The 22,830-nt window shown below is 49.4% G+C and carries 22 protein-coding genes; 15 read left to right on the top strand and 7 right to left on the bottom strand.

Going from position 1 to position 22,830, the window contains the following annotated elements:
* Window positions 1–28: 28 nt before the first annotated feature.
* Together CRN96_RS12320 and CRN96_RS12315 are read left to right on the top strand one after the other, a co-directional pair.
* Entirely contained in the window at window positions 29–1,594 is a 1,566-nt protein-coding gene (locus CRN96_RS12320; RefSeq protein WP_097042651.1) for a hypothetical protein, read from the top strand.
* A gap of 171 nt (window positions 1,595–1,765) precedes the next feature.
* A complete protein-coding gene (locus CRN96_RS12315; protein ID WP_097042649.1) occupies window positions 1,766–2,182 on the top strand; it encodes a MarR family winged helix-turn-helix transcriptional regulator in 417 nt (138 codons plus the stop codon).
* A 72-nt stretch (window positions 2,183–2,254) separates the two neighbouring features.
* On the opposite strand, the gene CRN96_RS12310 is transcribed toward CRN96_RS12315, so the two are convergent.
* The 3 genes from CRN96_RS12310 to CRN96_RS12300 are packed head-to-tail and all read right to left on the bottom strand — an operon-like array spanning window position 2,255 to window position 4,640.
* Window positions 2,255–2,683 (bottom strand): GNAT family N-acetyltransferase, encoded by a 429-nt coding sequence (locus CRN96_RS12310; protein ID WP_097042647.1) that lies wholly within the window; start codon window positions 2,681–2,683, stop codon window positions 2,255–2,257.
* 8 nt (window positions 2,684–2,691) lie between these two features.
* The gene (locus CRN96_RS12305) at window positions 2,692–3,159 is read right to left on the bottom strand and encodes a DUF2538 family protein (RefSeq protein ID WP_097042645.1); all 468 of its coding nucleotides are present in this window, start codon (window positions 3,157–3,159) and stop codon (window positions 2,692–2,694) included.
* 20 nt (window positions 3,160–3,179) lie between these two features.
* Window positions 3,180–4,640, bottom strand: coding sequence for an LCP family protein (locus CRN96_RS12300; RefSeq protein ID WP_097042643.1), 1,461 nt, complete (start codon window positions 4,638–4,640; stop codon window positions 3,180–3,182).
* A gap of 367 nt (window positions 4,641–5,007) precedes the next feature.
* Between CRN96_RS12300 and CRN96_RS12295 the strand changes: the two genes are divergently transcribed.
* The 4 genes from CRN96_RS12295 to CRN96_RS12280 all read left to right on the top strand — a co-directional run bounded on the left by CRN96_RS12295 (window position 5,008) and on the right by CRN96_RS12280 (window position 8,359).
* Complete coding sequence (locus CRN96_RS12295) at window positions 5,008–5,682, top strand: YveK family protein (RefSeq protein WP_097042641.1); 675 nt, start codon at window positions 5,008–5,010, stop codon at window positions 5,680–5,682.
* A gap of 15 nt (window positions 5,683–5,697) precedes the next feature.
* Window positions 5,698–6,405 (top strand): CpsD/CapB family tyrosine-protein kinase, encoded by a 708-nt coding sequence (locus tag CRN96_RS12290; protein ID WP_097042639.1) that lies wholly within the window; start codon window positions 5,698–5,700, stop codon window positions 6,403–6,405.
* A 2-nt stretch (window positions 6,406–6,407) separates the two neighbouring features.
* Window positions 6,408–7,208: a tyrosine-protein phosphatase gene (locus CRN96_RS12285; protein WP_097042637.1), complete on the top strand. Its 801-nt coding sequence runs from the start codon at window positions 6,408–6,410 to the stop codon at window positions 7,206–7,208.
* A gap of 149 nt (window positions 7,209–7,357) precedes the next feature.
* Entirely contained in the window at window positions 7,358–8,359 is a 1,002-nt protein-coding gene (locus CRN96_RS12280) for a restriction endonuclease (RefSeq protein ID WP_097042634.1), read from the top strand.
* A 60-nt stretch (window positions 8,360–8,419) separates the two neighbouring features.
* Here CRN96_RS12280 and CRN96_RS12275 read toward each other — a convergent pair whose 3' ends face one another.
* On the bottom strand, window positions 8,420–10,039 hold the full coding sequence (locus CRN96_RS12275) for an amidohydrolase (protein WP_097042632.1): 1,620 nt from the start codon (window positions 10,037–10,039) through the stop codon (window positions 8,420–8,422).
* Window positions 10,039–11,472, bottom strand: coding sequence for a sodium:solute symporter family protein (locus CRN96_RS12270; protein ID WP_097042630.1), 1,434 nt, complete (start codon window positions 11,470–11,472; stop codon window positions 10,039–10,041). Before CRN96_RS12270 ends, CRN96_RS12275 begins: the two co-directional genes overlap by 1 nt.
* Before the next feature lie 281 nt (window positions 11,473–11,753).
* Between CRN96_RS12270 and CRN96_RS12265 the strand changes: the two genes are divergently transcribed.
* From CRN96_RS12265 to CRN96_RS12240, 5 genes are all read left to right on the top strand, one after another.
* On the top strand, window positions 11,754–12,761 hold the full coding sequence (locus CRN96_RS12265) for an LLM class flavin-dependent oxidoreductase (RefSeq protein ID WP_097042628.1): 1,008 nt from the start codon (window positions 11,754–11,756) through the stop codon (window positions 12,759–12,761).
* 547 nt (window positions 12,762–13,308) lie between these two features.
* Window positions 13,309–14,751, top strand: coding sequence for an aldehyde dehydrogenase family protein (locus CRN96_RS12255; protein ID WP_097042623.1), 1,443 nt, complete (start codon window positions 13,309–13,311; stop codon window positions 14,749–14,751).
* Window positions 14,752–14,803: 52 nt separating this feature from the next.
* The gene (locus CRN96_RS12250) at window positions 14,804–15,892 is read left to right on the top strand and encodes a zinc-binding dehydrogenase (protein WP_097042621.1); all 1,089 of its coding nucleotides are present in this window, start codon (window positions 14,804–14,806) and stop codon (window positions 15,890–15,892) included.
* Window positions 15,893–15,895: 3 nt separating this feature from the next.
* Window positions 15,896–16,384, top strand: coding sequence for a hypothetical protein (locus CRN96_RS12245; RefSeq protein WP_097042620.1), 489 nt, complete (start codon window positions 15,896–15,898; stop codon window positions 16,382–16,384).
* 143 nt (window positions 16,385–16,527) lie between these two features.
* Window positions 16,528–18,018: a sodium:solute symporter family protein gene (locus CRN96_RS12240; RefSeq protein WP_245844699.1), complete on the top strand. Its 1,491-nt coding sequence runs from the start codon at window positions 16,528–16,530 to the stop codon at window positions 18,016–18,018.
* Window positions 18,019–18,054: 36 nt separating this feature from the next.
* Here the strand turns inward: CRN96_RS12240 and CRN96_RS12235 are convergent, their stop codons facing one another.
* Entirely contained in the window at window positions 18,055–18,669 is a 615-nt protein-coding gene (locus tag CRN96_RS12235; protein ID WP_179647231.1) for a flavodoxin family protein, read from the bottom strand.
* Between the two features lie 342 nt (window positions 18,670–19,011).
* Here CRN96_RS12235 and CRN96_RS12230 point away from each other — a divergent pair, with 342 nt between their 5' ends.
* Window positions 19,012–19,446: a pyridoxamine 5'-phosphate oxidase family protein gene (locus CRN96_RS12230; protein WP_097042614.1), complete on the top strand. Its 435-nt coding sequence runs from the start codon at window positions 19,012–19,014 to the stop codon at window positions 19,444–19,446.
* 113 nt (window positions 19,447–19,559) lie between these two features.
* Window positions 19,560–20,306 carry a sulfite exporter TauE/SafE family protein gene (locus CRN96_RS12225; RefSeq protein WP_097042611.1) on the top strand — a complete coding sequence of 249 codons (747 nt, stop codon included), beginning with the start codon at window positions 19,560–19,562 and terminating at the stop codon, window positions 20,304–20,306.
* A gap of 63 nt (window positions 20,307–20,369) precedes the next feature.
* Here CRN96_RS12225 and CRN96_RS12220 read toward each other — a convergent pair whose 3' ends face one another.
* Window positions 20,370–20,801 carry a GNAT family N-acetyltransferase gene (locus CRN96_RS12220; RefSeq protein ID WP_179647222.1) on the bottom strand — a complete coding sequence of 144 codons (432 nt, stop codon included), beginning with the start codon at window positions 20,799–20,801 and terminating at the stop codon, window positions 20,370–20,372.
* Window positions 20,802–20,969: 168 nt separating this feature from the next.
* On the opposite strand from CRN96_RS12220, the gene CRN96_RS12215 reads away from it, so the two are divergent.
* Entirely contained in the window at window positions 20,970–21,713 is a 744-nt protein-coding gene (locus CRN96_RS12215; RefSeq protein WP_097042607.1) for a tyrosine-protein phosphatase, read from the top strand.
* 60 nt (window positions 21,714–21,773) lie between these two features.
* Window positions 21,774–22,706, top strand: coding sequence for an LLM class oxidoreductase (locus CRN96_RS12210; protein WP_097042605.1), 933 nt, complete (start codon window positions 21,774–21,776; stop codon window positions 22,704–22,706).
* Window positions 22,707–22,830 lie beyond the last annotated feature (124 nt).

The following is a 22,830-nucleotide window of genomic DNA, read 5'->3' as shown; positions in this document are numbered from 1 at the left end:
GCATAATTGAAGTAGGGAGGGGAGCAGCGTGAACATACTCGTGGCCGGCGGCACATATAAAAACCAGATGAGGCGGACCGATAAGCAGTTCTCGATGGTCGGCGGCCATGTCATCGCGCGGCTCCTCGGGCGTTATTCGGAACACGATATCCATCTCCACACGAATTTGAGCAGTGAGGAGCAGACGCTCACGAAGAACCACCGGGAATCGCTCAGACGCGATGCGGTGAACACCGAGTACATCGAGAAAGTGCCGGCGCCGTTCGGCATACTGACCGAAGACGGCATCCACGCGTTCTCGAACGTGTTCGAGAGCGCGCGGCTCCACAGGCGGAACGACAAGTTCTTCCGGGACTTCGGCGCCTTCATCATCACGACCGACATCAATGAAAGGGACTTCAGATATTTAAGGAGTTACGCCCACAACAACGACATCCCGCTCATCATCGTCACCGCCGGGGAATACAGGCTCGCACCGACCCATCCGGATGACGTGATCATCCCGATTGAAGAAACGGACGGGCTCCCGCTGTACCACATTCACCTCCGCGAGATCCACAAGGCGCTGCTTGACGTCAAAATCGGCGGCGTGCCGCTCATCACGAACCGGCTGCAGAATAAAGACCCGGTGGATGAGGGGACGTTCAAAAAGCCCGCAAAGCTCCTCGCACAGCTCGTCATCTTCGCAACCGGCCTGGCACTCCTGATCTTCCTCATCATGAGCTTCTTCGAATGGTTCTCCGCACCCGAGACCCGGGAGGCGGACATCGACTGGCAGCAGCCGGTGGACCACCCGGACTGCGGCACGGTCGAAGAATGCTCAGCCCTCGGTGATGCCTACCTGGAAGAGCTCGGCGAATACATCGACATTTCACAGGAGCCTTACGTCTTCTTCGAGAACCGGCCGCAGCGGACGTACCAGGATTACGCGGTGGACGGCGGTGAACCCGAGCTGATTGAAGAGGTTCGGGAGCTGCCGGGTGAGGCGGAGGACTACCTCGGCTATTACGATGAGTTCGAGGCGCTGTTCCCGGATGAGTACACGGATCAGATCGACATCTTCAGGCTGTTTTCAGACGGGGAGGGGAACACGCTCGCCTATGTCGACATCAGCGAGGCCGAGACGATACTCGCGATGGACTTCAGGGACAACGGTCACAAAGCCGCGCGCTACAGGACGCACATCCATGAATTCGCACACATCCACTCGCTGCCGGCAGAGGATTTCACGGATGAGTGCAATCCGGTGACGTCGCTCGACTGCCTTGAAGAGGATGCGCTGATGCATGACTACATCAGCAGGTTCTGGGACGGCTACGGCGAGGAATGGCTCGAGAACCGCTATAAATCACAGGCTGAGCGGGATGCGTTCTTTGCGAACAACATCACCGACTTCCACGTGCCGTACCAGGCGGTGAATCCGAAAGAGGACTATGCCGTGGCATTCACGATGTTCGTGACCCGAGGAATCCCTGAGGAATCGGGGCTTGTCCGGGATACGAAGGTGAGGGCGATGTATGAGCATCCGGAGCTCGTCAGTCTACGCACGGAAATTCTCGCAAATCTGCTCGCACTCGAACGGGCAGCGGAGTGATGCCGGCCCAAAGAGAAAGGCGCCCGGCAGGGTATTAAATCATAGTGAAATGCCCGGGATTTTATTGTAAATTGTTTGTGAGTTATTCGTAATATTTTGCGGATAAACGTTGTGCACTAAATATTTCAGTGTATAATGAAATTATCCTAATATAGAAACAGGGTGGTATAAATGAGCGATGTCAATACACGGCATGTCTGCAGACATATATTCTTATTGAATGCCAAAGTCGACCATATGACGTCTTTTGAGACGAAGGACGGCCGCATATCGCGGGAGCAGGTCTATATGCTTGAAATCATTGCAGAAGAGCCCAATATCACACAAAAACAACTGATAACGAGGATGAAGAAGGAGCAGACGGCCATTTCGCGCGCCATCCAGAGGATGGCCGACAACGATCTCATCAGCAAGACACAGAGCCGTGAAGATCTGCGCGCATTCTATCTGAAGATCAGCGACAAAGGCCTCCGCCTGATCGACGATCTCCATGATGAGATATGCGAGATCACGGATGACCTGCTGAAAGACTTGTCTAAGGACGAAGTGAAAAACCTGACTCAAATCCTTGAAAAAATCCATCGTTGATTGTGCAGAGACCCATTGGGGTCTTTTTTTTGTAAATAAAAACCGGGCACCCAAGCGGGGTCCCGGTCTTCATCATAATTCACGTATCATATATTTATGCGGGATTCCGGCATCATCGAACTCATCCGAGGCGACAGAATAGCCGAGCTTCTCATAGAAGGGTATCGCGTGGACCTGGGCACCGAGCTTGGCTCTCTTATAGCCCGCTTCCTTTGCGTGGCGGTGCACGCCTTCCATCAGGTCATAGCCGTAGCCCCTGCCGCGGTGCGGCTTCAGAACAGCCATCCTTTCGATCTTGATCATGCCGTCTTCGAGCGGACGGTACCTGACCGTGCCGACCGCATCCCCGGAATCATCGAAAAGCACGAAATGCGTGCATATGTCCTCATGCTCATCGACTTCAATGTCGGCCGGGACATCCTGCTCCTCGACGAACACTTTCATGCGTATGTCGAGGCAACGGTCGTATAATTCTTTTGTGTCTGCTGTCTTTATTTCCATAACATCACCTACATTTGATTTTTGCGCCGGATGGCCGTGAACTGCCAGAATATCTTAAGATGCTCGATGCTCCAGTATTCAAGGCCGAGTGAGAGTGCCGGCTGTGTGTTGAAGCGGATGTTCGACGCCTCGGCCGCGGCTAAGGCGATGTACTGGTAATGCGGTTTCAGGTTCTTGAACGCATCACTTAAGCGTCCGTCCTCATTCCGCACCCATTCGATCGGGTGGATCAGTTCGAATATATCCACCTGGTTGAAAATCTGCGGCAGGGCGATGATATAACATGCCGCATCCACTTCTGGATCCGTCAGTGCCTCGCTGAAGTAGCCCCTGATGGATAAGTAGTACTCCTTGTGCGTGTGGTTGTAGTAGTGGTACGAATCTTCGATCTTCGGCTTCAGGCCGTCTTTGATCTGCGCTTCCAGGAAGTCGAACATCTCGTTGATGTTCGTCTCCTTGTCATAAGTCTTCCTCATGGTACAACCTCCTCGAATGATCAGTAATAACCTTCTGCGGGTGCTGCATTTTGATTATGGTAAGGGTCCGGTTCGATGTAGTCATCATTATACCCCTGGTTGAACTCGTCCACAGCAGGCTCGTTGAATCCTTCGTTCTCATTATAACCCGGATCATTGTAATTCGGCTCTTCATACGCCGGCTCATTGTATACCGGTTCTTCGTATGCAGGCTCCTCGTAAGGTTCGTTGTACTCCGGCTCGACCGGCACCTGCTGGAAATCTTCGCCATTGCCGTTGTTGCCATTGCCGTTGCCGTTATCACCATTGCCATTTTCGTTTTCCTCTTCCAGATCATCCTCGCCTTCGACGCCGAGGTCCTCATGGTCGAATTCAGGGATGTCGAAGCCGTCGCCGTACGGATTCTCATAATCATCCGAATGCGCCGCATGCGCGGTCTCTGGCGTGAACTCCTCAAGGAGGTAGTCATCCAGATACTGATAAGGCTCGTAAATGCCGTGGAGACGCAGGTTGATCAGATCATTCGGCTCGGTCGGTTCGAGGTCGAGTATTTCCCGGAGGGTGTTGGAGATCGCAAGTAGGTGCTCCGGATCCGCGAGATAAAAATAGGCGCCGTTCGGTTGATACCAGAAATCGGTGCCGACGACCTGTGTATTGTCGAACTCGATCGAGTTGAAAGCGTAGTAGGTCGCAAGGTCACGGACGGTCTCAGATGTCATATCATGCCGCACGTTTTCTGCGACGACTTCAATCAGATCATCGATCTTCGTCAGTGCACCTGTGGATTTCGCCCTCTGCATGATCGCCTGGACCATCTCGAGCTGGCGGTTGCCGCGGCCGAGGTCCGTGTCGACGTCCCGGTTCCGGACGACCGCGAGCGCCTCTTCACCGTCCAGTATCTGTTCGCCTTCCTCGACCTCGATCGTGCCCCGGTCGATGGAAGTCGGCGACTCCATATCGAACGGCACATCGAACTCGACGCCGCCGAGCGCATCCACGACATCGACGACCGCCGGCATGCTGACGCGGACATAGTAGTCGACCGGCACGTTCAACAGGCTCTCCACTGCGAGCATCGAACTCTCAGGCCCGCCGTTCCGGTGTGCGTGTGTAATTTTATCATAGTAGTTTTCATCCGGGAAGTACGTGAGCGTATCCCTCGGGATGCTGACGAGCTTCACATCGTCCTCATCCTTGTCGAACGTTGCGAGGATGACCGTATCCGTGCGGAAATCACCGGTATCCAGATCTTCGCTTTCACTCCGCGTCTCGGACTCATCGACACCGAGGATCAGCACGGTGAAGCTGTCGAGGTTCGGGTCGACCTCGTCGATTCTGAGCTCCGAACGTTCACGGTCCGTCGCCTCGTAGGAATCCGACACCCCCTGCTCGAAAGTGTTGAAGACGCTGTAGATGTACACGCCGACACCGATAAGGATGACGAGGAGCACAGAGAACAGAATAATAAGGAATTTTTTCATGATTAACCTTCTTTAAATGAATTTTATCGGGAATGACATAATGTGTATTATAAATTATAATACAGTATGAATGCTTACATTGAGTATACCAATCATTTATTTTATAATCTTTTGGATGCAATTACAATCTATAGATATAATTTCTACCAATAAAGTGAACATCTATAATGTAACAGGGATGACACGGCTTGAAATATTGACGGAACAACATATCACGAAACCGAGATATAAGTAAAGCGGGAAGTCCCGTAAAATTGTAAAAGCATTGTTAATATTTAAATATACTATCCTCAAATACATGATTTAATGATATAGTATAAACTTAAGCATTAATTAAAAAAGTATACATATAATTTTGGAGGTCTTTATGGAAGAGACGTTGAACTTGGAGGATATTCTGGAAGTCATCAAGAAGAACCTGTGGATGATCATCAGTCTGATGCTGCTGTTCGGAGCAATTGCCGCCTTTGCGACAGCACTTTTGATGACACCGCAATATGAAGCAAATACGCAAATACTGGTCAGCCAGTCGGAAAATGCAGATACTGTGAACAATCAGGACATACAGGCAAGTCTGCAGTTGATCAATACATATAGGGACATCATCCTGAGCCCGACGGTGCTGGATGATGTCGTGGATAATCTGGGGCTGGAGCAGACAACAGGTGCACTGGCCAATCAGATTACAGTGAACAACCAGGACCAGTCGCAGGTCATTACAGTGACCGTCAGTGATGAAAATCCGGAGAACGCGGAAATCATCGCCAATGAAGTCGGCCTGGTGTTCCAGGACAGGATCACCGACGTCATGAATGTGGACAACGTCTCCATTCTCGCAGAAGCGGATATGGGTGAAGATCCATCACCTGTATCACCGCAGCCGCTGGTCAATATTGCGATCGGTCTGATTTTGGGCGCATTGCTTGGCGTGGGTATCGCATTTTTAAGGGCGTTCCTCGATAAACGTATCACGACCGAAGAAGAGATTGAGAAGCATCTGGATCTGCCTGTACTGGGTACGATCGCGAAATTCGAAAAGTAGGAAGGATACTGAATCATGTTTGGCAAAAATAAAAAACATACTTACTCATCAGGACCGAGAGAACTCATAGTCGAAAAACAACCGAAATCACCGATCAGTGAACAATTCCGTACAATCAGAACGAACATCATGTACTCAAGCGTTGATACCGAAATAAAGACAGTGCTCTTCACTTCAGCTTCCCCCGGTGCCGGCAAGTCCACGATGGCAGCCAATGTGGCGGTCGCCTACGCACAGTCGGGCAAACGCACGCTGCTGATCGATGCCGACCTCCGCCGTCCGACGACGCATTACACATTCGAAGCGACCAATCAGCGCGGCCTGTCGACCGTGATCATCAATGATATGCCTGCAGCGGATGTCGTCAAGGAGACGAATATTGAAAACCTCGAGATCATGACTTCCGGTCCGATTCCCCCGAACCCGTCAGAGCTTCTGGCCTCCAGGAAGACCAGCCTGCTCCTGAAGACGTTCGCGATGGATTACGATATAGTGCTCATCGATACACCGCCGCTTCTGGCCGTGACAGATGCCCAGGTGCTGAGTAAAATCGTGGATGGCGTCATACTCGTCACAAACGTGGAAGCAAACAACAGGGGACATCTGCAGGATGCCAAGGCATTGCTTGAAAAAGCGGATGCGAACATTTTAGGTGTCGTGATGAACAATAAGAACATGGGCAGAAGCAAGGACGAGTATTATTACTACTACGGGAGTGAATGATGATGATTGATGTCCATAACCACGTTTTGATCGGCGTGGATGACGGACCCGGGACACGGGAAGACGCAGTCGCTCTTTTGAAACAGGCAGTCGCCGGCGGAATCACGGACATCATCGCAACACCACATCACCAGACGACCAATTACACCAACCCGGCAGGCACTGTTGAAGATAAACTCGAAGAACTGCACCAGATCATAGAGGAAGAGGGAATCGACATCAACGTCCATCCCGGCCAGGAAATCCGCATCTACGGCGAGATGATCAATCACCTGAAAACGGGTGAAAACCTGACATTGAACCGGAGCCGTTACGTACTTGTGGAATTCCCGTTCACGGACCTTCCGCATTATACCGAGCAGCTGCTGTTTGATATTCAGATGAACGGCTACATACCGTTGATTGCACATCCCGAGCGATGCAAGCCGATCATCAGGCAGCCGGAGAAACTGCACAACCTCATCGAAAAGGGTGCGATCTCACAGGTCACCGCAACATGCGTCACAGGTGCCCTCGGTGAAAACCTGCAGAAGACCAGCTTGAAGATGATCGAGAACAACCTTGCACACATCGTGGCGAGTGATGCACACAACGCAGAAACCCGGCCGTTCGCCTTGAAAGAGGCGTATGACGTCATCACCGAAGAACTCGGTGAAGAATACACCGAGCGCCTCAAGAAGAACGCCGAAAAGCTTCTGAAGGATGAAGAGATGATCCTGAAGCTGCCGAAACCGATGGAATCACACTACACTGAAGGCAAGAAGAGAAAAAAGAAGAAAAAGAAATTTCTCGGGTTGTTTTAAATCGAATTGAATATAAGGCGGGAGATTGCTTCCCGCCTTTTTATTATATTCTTTTGAAAACGTATTCATGATAATGAGCGTGAAATACAGACTTGAACTCATTGCTTAAACGTCTTTACAGATAGATAAATATATGAGGAGGAATTATTATGTATCTAATGCATCGTGTGAGTCATCATGGCACAGCTTCAAATAGATTATTGGAAGAAGAGGGGCTGCTGCCTATCGGATGGGCGTTCCTGGTAGAGAGAGGTCATGGCGATGAGATGCTGGAGCAAGCAAAAAACTTAAATAAAAATGACTTCGCGAGTTACTTTAAAGAATTTGGGAAACATATTGGTGTAGAACATATGACCAGTGGAAGGGGCAGGTTTCTGTACAATTTTCTAAATTTAGATGAAGAGTGGAGAGTGGTGGTCCCTTTCCCCGGAGAATTGATGATATGCAAAGTTAAGGGCAAACCGATAGTATACGAGAAAGCTGATTCGAAAGCTGAAGATATAGGATTTGTTGTTCCTATTGAAATCATCAGCAGGAGTATAAGCCGGAGAGAATATGTAGGAGCGCGCTTAAGTTCAAAGTTGAAATATCGTGGCACAAATCTTGTGTTGAATGAAGAAGATCAAGAAATGATTGATATCCTTATTGAAAATCACGCTGAGCAAACTAAAGTATACGATTTCAAAAAGACTAATGAAGAAATAATAGATAGCATCCATAAATATATTAAAAAATTAAAACCTGGTCATTTTGAAAAATTGATTCAAGCATACTTGAAGGATATGGGAGCAGACAAAGTCGTTATTCCTGGAAAAAATGCAAAATCCGATGAAAATGACAAAAAGGCAGATATTGATGTCAAAGCAAGCTTTACTCCACTTGGTTTTTCCATCTATGTTCAGGCTAAACGGCATGACGGAAAAACGAACCCTAAAGAAGGTCTCCACCAATTAATCAGCTATGATGAGGAAGAAGATGAGAATTTCAAACATCTGCAACCAATCAAGTGGCTTGTGACCACTGGGGAAATAGTTGTTAATGGCATACCTCCAGAAGCAGAAGAGGAAAGGATTAAAATCATTGAGGGGAAAGAGTTCGCTGGTATGCTTGTGGAATCAAGATTCAAATTCACCAATGACATCTTTGAATAGTTTTCCAGAACATAAAAAATTTCCGGTGCAATAGTACTTGCACCGGAAATTTTTCGTCTCTTAAAATCTTTTGTACACTATCCTGCCGTCCACAATCGTCATCTGAACGAGGTCATCCGACAGTGTATTCGATTCTTTAAACGGGTTGTGGCTGAGCACCGCGAAGTCTGCGTATTTGCCGACTTCGACCGTGCCTTCGACATCGTCCGTGCCGTTCAGCTTTGCAGCGTCCAACGTCATCTTACGGTAAGCTTCAACCCTTGTGAGCTTCTGTTTCTCACCGAGAACATCACCGTTCCGCGTCTTCCGATCCACTGCGATGCCGATGGAGTGGAGCGGGGAGATGTCGGTCACCGGACAGTCGGAATGGATCGTGAACGTCATGCCGGCATCCTCCGCCCAGCGGACGGGTTCAAGGTTCTCCGCACGTTCCGGTCCCAGGAACTTCGCCTTATGCACGTCTCCGAAGTAGTAGATGTGGTTCATAAAGAACGAGCCGCCGATGTCATTATTGACCATCTTCTTTATGTCTTTCTTATTCACCGTCTGAAGGTGTTCCACGCGGTTTTGTATCTTCGTCCTCTTATGATCACGAGTCTTCACATATGCATCGATGACCGCTTCCGCCGCCTTGTCGCCGTTCGCATGGGTGATGAGCGGATAGCCGAGTTTCTGGAAGTGGGTGAAGAGTTCTATGAGCTCTTCTTCCGTGAACTGCGTGTCATCCGACTTCGTGCCGTCATAGTAATCCTCGCGGAGTGCCGCGGTATGGATCTGGATCGAGCCGTCATTGAAGAACTTCGCGCCGCCGAGCGTGGCGAATCCTTCACTCAAACTTTCCAGCTTCTCACGGAGCGAGTCCCCCGTTTCACCTTCGAACGCCGGATCATTCAAAAGCAGCTTATAGTCGATCACAAAGCGCGTCCTGAAGTGCTGCGGGCGCTTCAAATATTCAATCGCTGCGTGCCAGTCGTTGATGCCGTTCAGGAGGCCGACGCACATTTCGGTCGCACTCGTGATGCCGCGTGACTGGTACTCCGCGATGCCGCCCTCGATATCATTGGCAAGATCCCCTGCATCGATCTCCGGCAGTACGGCCTTCGCCTTATCCAGTGCCGGGAATTCGAATAAAACACCATTCACCTGACCGCTCTCATCACGCTCGAATCGTCCGCCTTCCGGGTCCGGGTCATCAAGCCCCACGCCCATGAGTTCAAGCGCCTTCGTGTTCACTGCCCCCATATGGGCGGAACTGTGCTGGACATAGATCGGGATCTCCGTTGAGATCCGGTCCAGGTCGAAGCGGTTCGGATGGCGTTGTTCAGCCAGTTCAAATTCATTGTAGCCGTACCCCCTGAGCCAGCCGTCTCGTAGTATCACGTCTTGTTCCGCTTTGAATTTTTCAACCATATCTTCAATGCTTGAGACGTTTTCAGGCGAACAGTTCAGCTGGCGCCTGAAGTTCGAGTACATCACAAGGTGGCTGTGCGTGTCGATGAAGCCGGGTGAGAGGAACTTGCCGGTGAGGTCGAGTATCCCTTCCCCTTCATCCACGCGGTAATTTTTCTGCGGTTCGATTGCCGCAATCCTTCCGTCCTTTATTTCCACTGATGATAATTCATGTGTGCCGTTGATTACATCAAGTACTTTTGCATTTATGATCAGCTTGATATTGTCCATTATGAACGCTCCTTCAAATTGGGATTTTCAAGTTTTTCAAAATATGCCGCCTGCACCGTCTCACTTTCCGCATGCTGCGTCATGAGGCTGACCCCGACGAGCAGGACGAATGAGACGGTGAAGCCGAACAGTGCATGATCCATGCCGATCGGCAGGAACGGGTAGGCGAGTACAAGGACCGCCGTACCGATCATGCTGGTGAGCATGCCTGCCTTTGTCACGCGCTTCCAGAACATCACGGCGAGGAATGGGAAGACCATGATTGTTGCCGTCAGTCTGAGCGCCCACTGATAGGTCGTTGCGATATCTTCTATCGTATAGGCGAACAGGCATGCAAGACTGATGATGATGACGACCGATATCCTCGATGCCGCGAGCATCCGTTTAGGCCCTGCATTTTTATTGATGAAATTATTATAGATGTCGACTGTCAGGTTGCTCGAGCCCTGCAGTATGAATGACGTTGCCCCGGTCATGAGTGCCGCAAGCAGCCCGAGGAAGACGATGCCGCCGATCGGGCTTGCCATCAATGTATCCGTGACATATGAGAACACGAGGTCCGGATGCATGTCGAGCGGCACAAACTGGCGTGCAGCCAAACCGATCAGGAATGGCAGGAATGCGACGAGCCCCGCGATGATGAAGCCGAGAGAGTTCGCACGAACCGCCGTCTTTTCATCTTTCGCTGCAAAAATCCTCTGCCATGTCGACTGCCAGACGAGGTAGAACGGGCCGACGGATAATGCGTAAAGCAGTATTTCATTCAGGCCGTCCGGCCCGGTGAAGTTGATGTATTCAGATGCGCTGTTTTCAAACAGCGTACCGAGTCCGCCGACATGGTTGATCGTCACGATTGCGAGTACAACCACACCGATAATGATGATGATCGACTGGATCGCATCTGTAAGTATTGTCGCCGGCAGTCCGCCGATGACCGAGAATATCAGTATGACGGCAAATGAGATGAATATGCCGACAGGGACGCTGATATCCAATGTGATGTTGAACACCGTCGACATGCCGACAAGCTGGAGTGCCGTCGTCGGCACCGAGTAGATGAATGCGGACAGCACAGACGGGATGATTCCAGCGCTGCCGCCGAACCGCACCGTGAACAGGTCGGCAAGCGTGATCAGCCTCTGGCGCCTAAGCGGCTTGGCGAATCCAAGGATGAGGATCAGTGAGAATAAAATCGCAACGAACGCGAACTTCCAGTAGCCGGATAATCCGACGGTGAAACCGAGCCCCATCCAGCCGATGAACACCGCGGCCCCGCAGAATGTGCTGATGACCGTACCGGTGATTTTCCAGAAACCGGTGTTCCATCCGCTGATCAGATAATCCTCATATGTTTCTATCCTTCTGAAATACCAGAAGGCGATGCCGAGCATGAAGATGAAATATATTACGAAATATCCGATGTACCAAGCCATAAGTTAACCCCTTTTATGTTTCCTGCAATGATATAGTTGATTATTTCATATATTATACATAAAAATTGAAGAATGGGGAGGTGGATTTGGGTAATATTACAATAATAATAGTGGTTTTTATTGATTCGGGTGGACTGAAATTGGAAGATTCAGCACGATACTACGAATTGTTAAAGAGCCAATCATTTGAGGGAGTTTCCTGATAATGATACGGTGTTCTATGGAAAACTTTTCTATCAATCATGATTAAATGTAACTATATATGAAGGAGTACGGATCAAATGACGAAACATGTACCAATCAATCTACTGGAGCTTGTCGGCATATCCGAAGGCCAGACGGTGAGGGAATCTATCGAGGCTGCGATGGAAAATGCGGAACTTGTGGATAAGCTCGGGTTCAAAAGGCTCTGGTTTGCAGAGCACCATAATACGAAGAGCCTGGCGTCAGCGGCGACGGCGCAGCTGATCGGCATGGCGGCGGACCGGACGGAGAAAATCCGCGTAGGATCAGGAGGGATCATGCTGCCGAACCATTCACCGCTTCAGGTGGCGGAAAACTTCGGCACGATCGCACAGATGCATCCGGATAGGGTCGACCTCGGACTCGGGCGTGCACCGGGGACGGACGGCAGAACCTCCCAGCTCATCACGCGTTCGAGCAGTGATGCGCAGAACTTTGCGAACTCGATTTACGATATGATCGGCTGGTTCAGCGATGAAGGTATGGGCAAGAGCGTCCCGGTCACTTCAACGGTGGGCACAGGGACGAACATCCCGATTTGGGTACTCGGCTCAAGCGTGAACGGTGCCTCCATCGCCGGCCAGCTCGGCCTGCCTTACTCCATTGCGACGCACTTCACGCCGGATAACTATAAGGAGAAGATCGACATCTACCGCTCGGCATTCTCAACCGAATCACCGACGGCACAGATTGATGCCCCTTACGTCATGGCAGGCATCAACGTGATCGTTGCGCCGACGGATGAGGAAGCGGAAAAACTGTGGACGACTTCCCAACAGATGCTTATGGATATGCAGACCGGCAGACAGCGTCCGCTGCAGCCGCCTGTCGATCCAGAAGAACTCGGCACCGAAGCAGAACGTGCCATGATGGACGGTATGTTCAGTTTGAAAGCCGTCGGCTCCCCGGAGACGGTCAAGAAGAAGCTCGAATCCTTCGTCGAAGAGACCGGAGTGGACGAATTGATTGTCGTCACATACACACACGACCCGGAGAAGCGGAAGCAGTCGATGGAGCTGCTTGCTGATTTGTGGTTTGAAGACTAAAAATACTGCATATTAAGACCTACAATATGTGTAAAAAGCAGATTCCGATCTCAGGGCCTCAAAATACTTCATGAGCTCGGATTTTTACCCGGATTCCGATTTGGAGGCTTTAAAGTATGCCATGAGCTCGGATTTGATTGCGCAAAACGATTTGCCACCTCTAAAATGGGCGTCGAGATCGGATTCGTACTTGAATTCCGATTTGAAGGCCTGTGGAGGTGCGTTTGAAATCGGATTGATGAGGATACATCTGCTTTTCATAAAGAACTCTATGACAGAACCGCTGAAAATCCTGAATGGAATCTTCAGCGGTTTTTATTACGTCAAATACTGTAGTAGTGCACAGGGATAACAAGTTTTGACATCAAATGAATCTATCCAGTCCTGTCATTATTTCCTCTAATGTCCCAGATGCTCGCTTATCAAAAATAAAAATCTTTTGAATAGTTAGATAAGTCATTGACAAATGGAATCGCATACAATAATATTTAAATTGGATACAATATCCTGACAAGGTTTATTATTCATTTTAAACAAGGGGGAAAAGATGGATTCTTTGAAGATGTTCATTGACAACCAGTGGGTAAAAGGCAGCAGCGGCGAAACGATTCAAACGAAAAATCCTGCGAATATGGAAGTATTGGCGGAATTCCCGCGAGGCAGCACCGAAGATATAGATAAAGCGGTACAGGCAGCAAGCGAGGCATTCAAGTCAGTCGAGTGGAGGGAAATCCTGCCGGCGGAGCGCTCAAGAATTCTGTTGAGGATAGCCGGTCTGATCCGAGAGAACAAGGATGAACTGGCTAAACTTGAAACGCTGGATATGGGGAAACCTTTGACTCAGGCATATGCGGATGTTGAAGTCGCAGCGAGATATTTTGAATATTTCGGGGGTGCGGCAGATAAAATCCTGGGGGAAACGATACCCATCAACAGTGAGATGCTCGATTACACCGTTCGCGAACCGTTTGGTGTAACCGCTCACATCGTGCCATGGAATTATCCACTGCAGATGACGGCGAGAAGTGTTGCACCGGCTCTCGCAGCAGGGAACACTGTAGTGGTCAAACCTGCTGAAGATACATCCATCACAACTTTGAAGATTGCGGAACTGATTGAGCAGACTGATTTGCCTGCAGGTGTCTTCAACGTGGTGACTGGTTATGGCCATGAAGCGGGAGATGCACTTTCGCAGCACCCGGACATTGATCATATTACATTCACGGGTTCAGTGCCTACAGGATCTGCAGTGATGAAGAATGCTGCAAAACATATTAAATCACTGACGCTTGAGCTGGGTGGTAAATCACCGAACATCGTCTTCGCTGATGCGGATCTGGAAGAAGCGGCAAACTGGGTCGTTAAGACCATCATCCAGAACAGCGGCCAGACATGTACGGCAGGCAGCAGGTTATTGGTTGAAAAAAGTATAAAAGACAAGTTCCTGGAGAGGGTCACTGAAATCATGAACGAGGTGACGATCGGACCGGGAATCAACGATAAACAGATGGGGCCTGTAGTTTCTGAAAAGCAGATGGAAAATCTTAAAAAGTATATGGAAGTCGCTGATGAAGAGGGCACCGAGATCATAAGAGGCGGAAAAGCGAGAGAAGATATGACGAGCGGATTATTCTTTGAACCGACACTGGTCATCCCGAAATCGAAGGACAGCAGACTGGCACAGGAGGAGCTTTTCGGGCCGGTGGTCGCAGCATTCGAATTTGAGACGATTGAAGAAGCGTTGGAACTTGCGAACTCCACGGAGTATGGACTCGTGACCGGTATTTGGACAAGCAATATCAACAAGGCACTATGGTTATCACAAAGAGTCAGGTCGGGACAGGTGTTCGTGAATAATTACGGCGCAGGCGGTGGTGTCGAGATGCCTTTCGGCGGCCAGGGCAAGAGCGGCTTCGGCAGGGAAAAAGGTCTCGAGTCACTCAAGCATTATACGCAGGTCAAGAACGTCGCCATAAAAATCAGCAAATGATCTTTAAGTCATTTGTAAGCGCCTACAAAAATAATTTAAGAGGGGTTTTAAAATGAAGGGTAAAGTAGCCGAAATGAAGCAGCCTGAAACAATGGAAGTTGAGAATTATGATTTGCCGACACCGGAAAAAGGAGCGATGCTGCTTAAAGTGTTGAGGACAAATGTATGCGGTTCAGAAATTCATATTTGGAAAGGCCATCACCCAACGAAGAAACAAGGTGTGCTCGGTCATGAAATGGTCGGGGAAATCGCAGAACTTGGTGAAGGCACAGTGACTGATTTCAGCGGGGAAGAGATCAAGGAAGGGGACCGCATCACATCTACATATTTCCAGACATGCAGAAAGTGTGCGATGTGTAGAAAAGGCGAGTTCAATCTATGTGAGAATGCCTATGAATTCTGGAACAAGCCGGCGGCGGAAGCACCTCATTTCCATGGCAGTTTTGCTTCTCATTATTATGTGCACCCGGATGTTTATTTCTATAAAGTGCCGGACAACATCCCTGACAAAGTGGCGGCCAGTGCGAACTGTGCACTATCTCAAGTGTACTTTGGCCTTGATAGAGCGGAATTGAAGTACGGTGAATCCGTCGTTATACAGGGTGCCGGTGGTCTTGGTCTCAATGCGGCGGCCATCGCCAAGGAGAAGGGTGCGACAGTCATCGTCATCGACGGCGTGGCGCCGAGGCTTGAGAATGCGAAGAAATTCGGTGCGGACCATGTCATCGATATGAATGAATACAAAACACCGGAAGAAAGAGCGGAAAGGGTGAAAGCTTTGACTGGTGGAGAAGGTGCGGATGTCGGTATGGAGTTATCCGGTGTACCTGCCGCATTCCAGGAAGGCATCCACCTTGTGGCCGGCGGAGGAAGATACGTGAGTATCGGAAATGTATCCCCGGGCAAGACGACGGAATTCGATCCAGGACTTTTGACCAGAAAATCGATAACAATCTATCCGATTGTAAGATATCATCCGTGGTATTTGAAGAAGTCACTGGATTTCCTGGAAAAGAATATTGATAAATATCCATTTGAGGATATGATCGACGGGGAGTTCACTTTTGAAAACATTAAGGAAGCCTTGGATCAGTCGGCGGCAAGGAAAGTGAACAGAGCTTCGATCACTTTTGAGGGCTAGGCCATGGAGATCAGAAGCGTTGGTGCGGAACTGAAGCCAGAGTTGGAAACTTATTATTATCCAAGACACATTGCAGTGTGGAAAGTGACATTCAGGACCATATTCGGTACACGGCGGGAACTTGTCATGACAGTCGGTGATGGCGTAACGGGATACGTCGGCATAGTCGATGAAGTGCCCGAGGCCACTCCTCTTGAAGTGGATGAAGCATCAATCATCCCTGAAGAAATTGAGAGTGATGATTTCTATGAAAAGAGCAAGGAAGCCTTAAGGAAGTATTTTATTTACAAAAGAAGGGTCTGGAAAGTGCCCATTATAGAGTGTGATTATGTGGACGCTTTCCATGTGCCTTATCAGGTGGAAAGAAGAACGTCCAAGTTTGGAAATTCAAAGTATTACTTATATGAGCCGATGTCAAAAATGTACGAGGACTTGAAGAAACATGAAGTCATCAAAAACTTTGTTTTGGAGAAAGGGGAAGTCAAAGTATGAACTTTCTTGTAATTTCGGTGATTCTGATGGTGTGCACCTGGGTTGGTGTCGGTCTGGTCATTTTCAAGACACCTCTGCTGGACGATAAAGAAGATTAAAAACTAAATGGGGATGAGGGGGATTATATGAATTCTGAAATTGTTATGTATTCATGGATATTTGTAGTGATATTCATAGGGGGCATGGTCGCACTCGGTTTTGTGGGCATGAAGAGGACGAAAGACGCCGATGACTTTGCGACCGCAAGGTCCAGTTACGGACCTTTGACGATGGCGCTGGTGATTGCGGCGGGCATTTCAAGTGGTTCCACATTCATGGGTATACCGGGACTCGCTTACAGCATGGGGACACCGTCTCTCTGGTATCCTCTTTTATATCCGATCGCAACGGTCATCGGTATGCTGTTTGTAGCCAAAGTGATCAAAAAATATGGGGATGAATTTGGGACACGGACGATTCCGGAATTTATCGGTGAAAGATATAAGAGTGAGTTTCTGCGTATTGCACTCAGTATCATCTCCATTTTACTTATCTTTTACGTCATTTCTCAATTTGTTGCAGCAGGTACGATGTTTCAAACGATGCTCGGCGTGAATTACGGAACCGGTCTGATCGTCACGGGCATAGTCCTTGGCTTCTATGTCTTTTTAGGCGGATCGCATTCCGATATCATCACGGACTCCATACAAGGCTTCCTGATGCTTATCGTGGCGTTAATCGTCTTCGTTTCCTTCATAACCGGCTTTGGCGTCGAGGGCGGCTTCAGCGGAATGATGGATAAGATCTCTGCCGAACGGCCTGAAGGAGACTTCAATACGCTGTTCGCTGAAGGGGATATGACTTATGGGGCGTTCTGGCTGGTCGGCCTGCTATTCATCGCCCATTTACCATTTGCGATACAACCGCATTTAGGGAATAAATTCATGGCCGTCAAAGACGGAAAAGACATGAAGAAACTGTTGATGTATACGACCATTTTCGCAACATTCCTTCCGGTCATGGCTTTAGGCGGAATGATGGGTATTGCGGTAATTGGCGGAGGGGCAGATATAAGGCCGGACTCGATCATCCCACTGTTGTTCAGTGAGTTGTTCCCGCCTGTACTTGCAGCATTCCTGGCAGTTGCCGTGCTTTCTGCAATCATGTCCACTTCAGACGGACTCATCGTGTCGCTGTCACAGATTGTGGCTAATGATTTGTTCAGAAAGACGATTGTACCAAGAACGAATATGTCCAGCGAAAAAGCAGCGAAATGGGAATTGCTGCTCAGCAGATACAGTACGATTGTCGTAATGGTTTTAGCGGTGGTTTTCGCCTGGAATCCACCTGAATCCCTGGCTGTATTCCTATGGATCGGAATCGGGGGCATCATGGCTGCCACTGCAGGCCCTATCCTTGTGGGTGCACTGTGGAAAAAAGGAACGAAAACCGGCGCCATATCTTCGCTATTGATTGGGAACGTCGTATACTGGATCGTCTATCTTCCAATCGGCATAGGGTTCACCAACCCATTCGGCGCAGCAGGAATCGCGGTACTCGTAAGCATGCTTGTCATGTATACCGTGAGCCTGGCAACACAGCCTAAAACCAGCACATCTATGGCAGTTGAAAACAATATTAAGCTCGGAAAGTGATAGAAGAGATAAATCCCGCATAACTGCGGGATTTTTTTATTCCATCTTATTCCCTTCAGCTGGGATTGGATTTTCCTTGAACATTTTCGCAAGGTGCATCGTGTTCCACGCAAGCATCTTCACATGGGATTTCGTGAAGTCGTTGTCCGTGCCGGCTTCCATATAGGAAGGTCCCGGACCGGCATCGCCGACCCAGTATGTGTCGACGTTCGGCGGGATGGTGAAGCCGATATGGGACAGCGAGTAGAGGACGGACATGGCTGCATTCTTTGCCCCGTCTTCGTTCCCCGTCACGACCACGCCACCGACTTTATTGTAGAATATCGACTGACCTTTATCGTTGGTGAGCGACGAACTGCCGTACAGCCGCTCGATCAGCAGCTTCGCCACACTGCTTTTCTCACCGAGCCATATCGGTGTACCGATGATGACGATATCCGCGGCCTTGACTTTCTCAAGAATCTGCGGAAATTCATCGCCTTCGCCCATATCGTCGCTGATACCAAAGAGGACGTTGTAGTCGGTGATACGTACACTCTCAGTCTCCACCCCGTTCTCACGGTAAATGTCCAGAACCTCATTAGCGAGCGCTTCGGTGTTCGACGTATCATCGCTGTACTTCAAAGTCGTATTCAGGAATAAAGCTCTCAATGCCAATTATATGACCTCCAAATTTGTGATATACCAACCTCTACCACAAAATTGGGGAAGTTAAGCAGGGGGCGTTTCGTATAACTTTCGATCATGGAAGGACTTATACGAATAGCGGAGTGGAAATCGCATTACTTCTGATATTCAGTAGGCTTATACGAATATGAAGGCCGAAATCGCATTAATCTTGATATTCTGCAGACTTATCCGAATCCAGAGCCGATATTCGCATAACTTCGGATATCCCGAAGACTTATACGCCACCGGTCTTTATTCCACCCCCGCACCTCATATGTTTACCATCTGCGCTTCAGTGGAATACTCTTTGTGAGGTGATTTTGGATGGAACGAGAAAAAGTGATTGAAGAAATTGAAAATATACTGGAAGTATCAAGGGTCGGCGTGATGTCGACGATTTCCGGCGATAAGCCGAACAGCCGTTATATGATTTTCTACAATGACGGCCATACGCTTTACACGAAGACGTCGAAGGATACTTTGAAAGTGGATGAGATCGAGAAGAATCCGAACACGCATGTGCTGCTTGGCTATGAGGAGACGTCGAACGACAGCTTCCTTGAAGTCGACGGCAAAGTCTCAATCGTAGAAGATCAGGAGACGCTCGACGACCTGTGGAAGAATCAGGACAAGACGTACTTCGATTCGAAGGACGATCCGGACTTCATCGTATTGAAGATTGAACCGGAATCCATCAAGGTGATGAATGACAAGGAGAACCTGGATACTCCAGCTGAAACAGTGGACTTCACAAAATAAAGACCATGACAGCCCCGGCAATGCGCCGGGGTTTTTCCATTTCAAAATGCGGATGAAATCAGCACATCAAACTGGTATGATTAAGTACAAACATTATAGAAAGAAGTAATCATATGGACTTCATACCTTTAATCGCAGTGCTCCTTGTCGGCATCGGCGTCGGTTTCATCAACGTCATCTCCGCCGGCGGTTCGATGCTGACGCTGCCGCTGCTCATATTTTTCGGGCTGCCGTCGACGGTTGCGAACGGGACGAACAGGATCGCAATCATGTTCCAGAACATATTTGCGATGTACCAGTTCCACAAGAACGGCCATCTTAACTGGAAGCTCGGGCTCGCACTCGCGGTGCCGACGACGATCGCTTCAATATACGGGGCGCAGCTTGCCGTGGACATTGCCGACAGCACGTTCGACAACCTGCTTGCGACATTCATGATTATTTTCGCGGTACTTTTGATCATCAAACCGCAGCGGTACTTGAAAGGCATGTTCAACCCGAAAGTCGCACTCGTGCTGCTGTTCATCGTCTTCGTCTTCATCGGTATCTACGGCGGGGCGCTCCAGGCGGGTGTCGGATTCTTCATCATGCTGACGCTGCTCGCACTCGTGCCGCAGATCCCAATGGCGGAAATGCACGGCCTTAAAGTGCTCGTTGTGACAATCTACATATCGATCTCCACATTCGTCTTCATAGCGAACGGCCTGATCAGCTGGGATTTTGCGATTGCCTTATCCATCGGATCTGCCACCGGCGGTTTCCTCGGCGGGAAGTACGCAAGCGTGCTGCCGGACAAGCTACTGGAAAGATTCCTGATCATCGCGATCATCTTCTTTGCGGTACTGCTTTTAGTCAGATAAATAAAAATAACAAGAGCCGTAAGTGGGCGAGTAGCCACTTCATCGGTTCTCGTTATTTTCATTTTACGGAGTGAGCTCCATATCGATGTGATTGTGTCCTGCGATGTCGTATTCTTCGGAGATGGGTTCATAGTCGAATGACTTATAGAAATCGAGCAGGTAGGACATGGCTGTAATGCGGATGATCTTGCCCGGGTGCCTTTCCTTGGCGAGTTCCGTGCCGTAGCGGAATATTTCCCTTCCGAAGCCCTGGCCCCTGTATGCCGGGTTGACGATCACACGGCTGATATATGTATGGTCATCCTCGTCTTCCATCCTGCAGTATGCCTTGATCCGGTCATCCTCTTTCTTGAAGACGTGCAGTGCATCCTGGTCCCTGCCGTCTATATCCCGGAAGAAACTTTCCTGTTCGAGTATGAAAGTGTCCTGCCTTAAGCTCAGGATTTCCTCCAGTTCATCAAGCTCCAATTCATCGTACTTTTTCACATGCCACATATACAGACCTCCATTTATGTAATACACAATTACCATTTTAACATAGTTATCTCTAAATTTTGAATTATTATACATAATATATACTATACCCGAGCGGTGGCGTAAGAAATATTTCACCTTTCATGGTAGCATTGAGGGGAATGAAAAAATAAATTGGAGCTGAATTTAATGATCGATATTCATAACCATCTGTTGATCAACACTGATGACGGCCCAACTTCAAAGACGGAAGCACGTGACCTGCTCAGGCAGGCGGAGGGGCAGGGGATCACGGACGTCATGATCACCCCGCACCATCACGCAGGCTTCCATTACACCCCGAAGGGCAAAGTATTTTCTAAAATTGAAACGCTTCACGGCATCATTGAAGCGGAAGGCTTGAGCGTCAATGTCCATCACGGACAGGAAATCCGCATCAATGAACATATCATGGAGGAGCTGCGTGACGGACTCAGCACGACTTTGAACGACACGGATTATATATTGATCGAGCTGCCGTTCGATGCACTGCCGCCGTATTATGAAGCGGTGTTGGATGAGCTTATCGACAACGGCTACACGCCCATCATCGCGCATCCGGAGCGCTGCAGGCCGATCGCAAAGGATCCGGCGATACTGCATACGCTCGTACAAAAGGGCGTCATCACCCAGGTGACTGCAGGTTCCATCACCGGTGACTTCGGTCCGGAACTCCAAAAGACCGGCCTCAAGATGATCGAGGACAACCTGATCCACGTGGTGGCGAGCGATGCCCATCACGCGGAGAACCGTCCGTTCCGCATGCCCGCAGCACTCGATGTTGTAAGGAGCGAATTCGGCGAAGTGCAGGCCGAGGCAATGCAGGAGAACGCCTGGAAGATATTCAACGATGAAAAAATCACATCCATGGTCGCGGCGAAGGAAGGACATTAAACATACATCCGGTGGGGATTTCCAAAGCCACCGGTTTTTATTTTCCTAAGGAGGTCTTGTATGCATAAGTTGGAAAAACATCCTGGGTTCAATAAAGTGCTCGGGGATGGGAAGATGACGCTCGGCCTTTCGTTTCCGCTCGAAGGTTACAGGAAGAGTGTGCCGAAGATGGATATGGCGGTGCAGGTCGAGCGGGCAAAGCTTGCTGAAAAGATGGGTTTCGCAGCTCTTTGGGCGCGTGACATCCCGCTGAATGATACGGTCAATTTCGGCGATGCCGGGCAGATGTATGACCCTTGGATATTCCAGAGCTATATTGCGGCACATACGGAGGAAATCGCGCTCGGCATGGGGAGCATCATCACGACGTTTAGGCATCCGATCGACATTGCGAAGTCTGCTGCATCCCTCGACAGGATTTCAGACTCGCGGCTGCTGCTCGGGCTCGCCACGGGTGACAGGCCGCTCGAATTCGATGCATACAGGGTGGATAAATCCAGGCGGGCGGAAATTTTCAGGGAGACGTTCCACGTCATCAAGCAGCTGTGGAATGAGGATGAGCCGAGGATTTCAACGGAACACGTGAACATCTGGACCGGGGATATGCTGCCTAAACCCACACTCCGGAATATACCGGTCTTCGTCACCGGCAGCAGCGGGCAGACGCATGAATGGATCGCAGAACACGGCGACGGGTGGATGACCTATCCGAGGGCTCGTGATATGCAGGATATATTCATCGGCAGGTGGCGGCAGGGGAGTGAAATCCATAAGCCGTTCATCCAGTCGCTGTCTCTCGACCTCCATGAGGACCCGGATTATAAACCCCAGCAGGTCCACCTCGGTTTCAAGACCGGCATCAACCATTTGAAAAGTTACCTTCAGGAACTGGAGGAGATGGGAGTCGACCATGTCATGCTCGGCCTGAAATTTTCGAAGCGTCCGGTCGATGAAGTCATACAGGAGATTGGCGAGGAAATCATCAAAAAGTAAAAAGGATGTTGCATATTAAAGTCAATATGCAGCATCTTTTTTTATTGTTAAATTATTCAACTTCTTTTCCAATTGTTCAATATCAGCATAATTAGTATTACGACAACACCTAAAGATATTGAGA

Origin of the sequence: Salinicoccus kekensis, from assembly GCF_900220995.1 — a bacterium.
In the GTDB taxonomy this organism is placed as follows: domain Bacteria; phylum Bacillota; class Bacilli; order Staphylococcales; family Salinicoccaceae; genus Lacicoccus; species Lacicoccus kekensis.
The sequence above is the reverse complement of the archived record's forward strand: the minus strand, read 5'-3'. Positions and strand labels throughout refer to the sequence as shown.

What these genes read in the sequence shown, in the direction of transcription:
- CRN96_RS12280 (WP_097042634.1), top strand. Translation starts at nt 7,358, where the DNA reads ATGTATCTAATGCATCGTGTGAGTCATCATGGCACAGCTTCAAATAGA.
- CRN96_RS12245 (WP_097042620.1), top strand. Translation starts at nt 15,896, where the DNA reads ATGGAGATCAGAAGCGTTGGTGCGGAACTGAAGCCAGAGTTGGAAACT.
- CRN96_RS12285 (WP_097042637.1), top strand. Translation starts at nt 6,408, where the DNA reads ATGATTGATGTCCATAACCACGTTTTGATCGGCGTGGATGACGGACCC.
- CRN96_RS12255 (WP_097042623.1), top strand. Translation starts at nt 13,309, where the DNA reads ATGGATTCTTTGAAGATGTTCATTGACAACCAGTGGGTAAAAGGCAGC.
- CRN96_RS12300 (WP_097042643.1), bottom strand. Translation starts at nt 4,640, where the DNA reads ATGAAAAAATTCCTTATTATTCTGTTCTCTGTGCTCCTCGTCATCCTT.
- CRN96_RS12250 (WP_097042621.1), top strand. Translation starts at nt 14,804, where the DNA reads ATGAAGGGTAAAGTAGCCGAAATGAAGCAGCCTGAAACAATGGAAGTT.
- CRN96_RS12230 (WP_097042614.1), top strand. Translation starts at nt 19,012, where the DNA reads ATGGAACGAGAAAAAGTGATTGAAGAAATTGAAAATATACTGGAAGTA.
- CRN96_RS12315 (WP_097042649.1), top strand. Translation starts at nt 1,766, where the DNA reads ATGAGCGATGTCAATACACGGCATGTCTGCAGACATATATTCTTATTG.
- CRN96_RS12225 (WP_097042611.1), top strand. Translation starts at nt 19,560, where the DNA reads ATGGACTTCATACCTTTAATCGCAGTGCTCCTTGTCGGCATCGGCGTC.
- CRN96_RS12305 (WP_097042645.1), bottom strand. Translation starts at nt 3,159, where the DNA reads ATGAGGAAGACTTATGACAAGGAGACGAACATCAACGAGATGTTCGAC.
- CRN96_RS12220 (WP_179647222.1), bottom strand. Translation starts at nt 20,801, where the DNA reads ATGTGGCATGTGAAAAAGTACGATGAATTGGAGCTTGATGAACTGGAG.
- CRN96_RS12270 (WP_097042630.1), bottom strand. Translation starts at nt 11,472, where the DNA reads ATGGCTTGGTACATCGGATATTTCGTAATATATTTCATCTTCATGCTC.
- CRN96_RS12290 (WP_097042639.1), top strand. Translation starts at nt 5,698, where the DNA reads ATGTTTGGCAAAAATAAAAAACATACTTACTCATCAGGACCGAGAGAA.
- CRN96_RS12275 (WP_097042632.1), bottom strand. Translation starts at nt 10,039, where the DNA reads ATGGACAATATCAAGCTGATCATAAATGCAAAAGTACTTGATGTAATC.
- CRN96_RS12295 (WP_097042641.1), top strand. Translation starts at nt 5,008, where the DNA reads ATGGAAGAGACGTTGAACTTGGAGGATATTCTGGAAGTCATCAAGAAG.
- CRN96_RS12310 (WP_097042647.1), bottom strand. Translation starts at nt 2,683, where the DNA reads ATGGAAATAAAGACAGCAGACACAAAAGAATTATACGACCGTTGCCTC.
- CRN96_RS12215 (WP_097042607.1), top strand. Translation starts at nt 20,970, where the DNA reads ATGATCGATATTCATAACCATCTGTTGATCAACACTGATGACGGCCCA.
- CRN96_RS12265 (WP_097042628.1), top strand. Translation starts at nt 11,754, where the DNA reads ATGACGAAACATGTACCAATCAATCTACTGGAGCTTGTCGGCATATCC.
- CRN96_RS12240 (WP_245844699.1), top strand. Translation starts at nt 16,528, where the DNA reads ATGTATTCATGGATATTTGTAGTGATATTCATAGGGGGCATGGTCGCA.
- CRN96_RS12210 (WP_097042605.1), top strand. Translation starts at nt 21,774, where the DNA reads ATGCATAAGTTGGAAAAACATCCTGGGTTCAATAAAGTGCTCGGGGAT.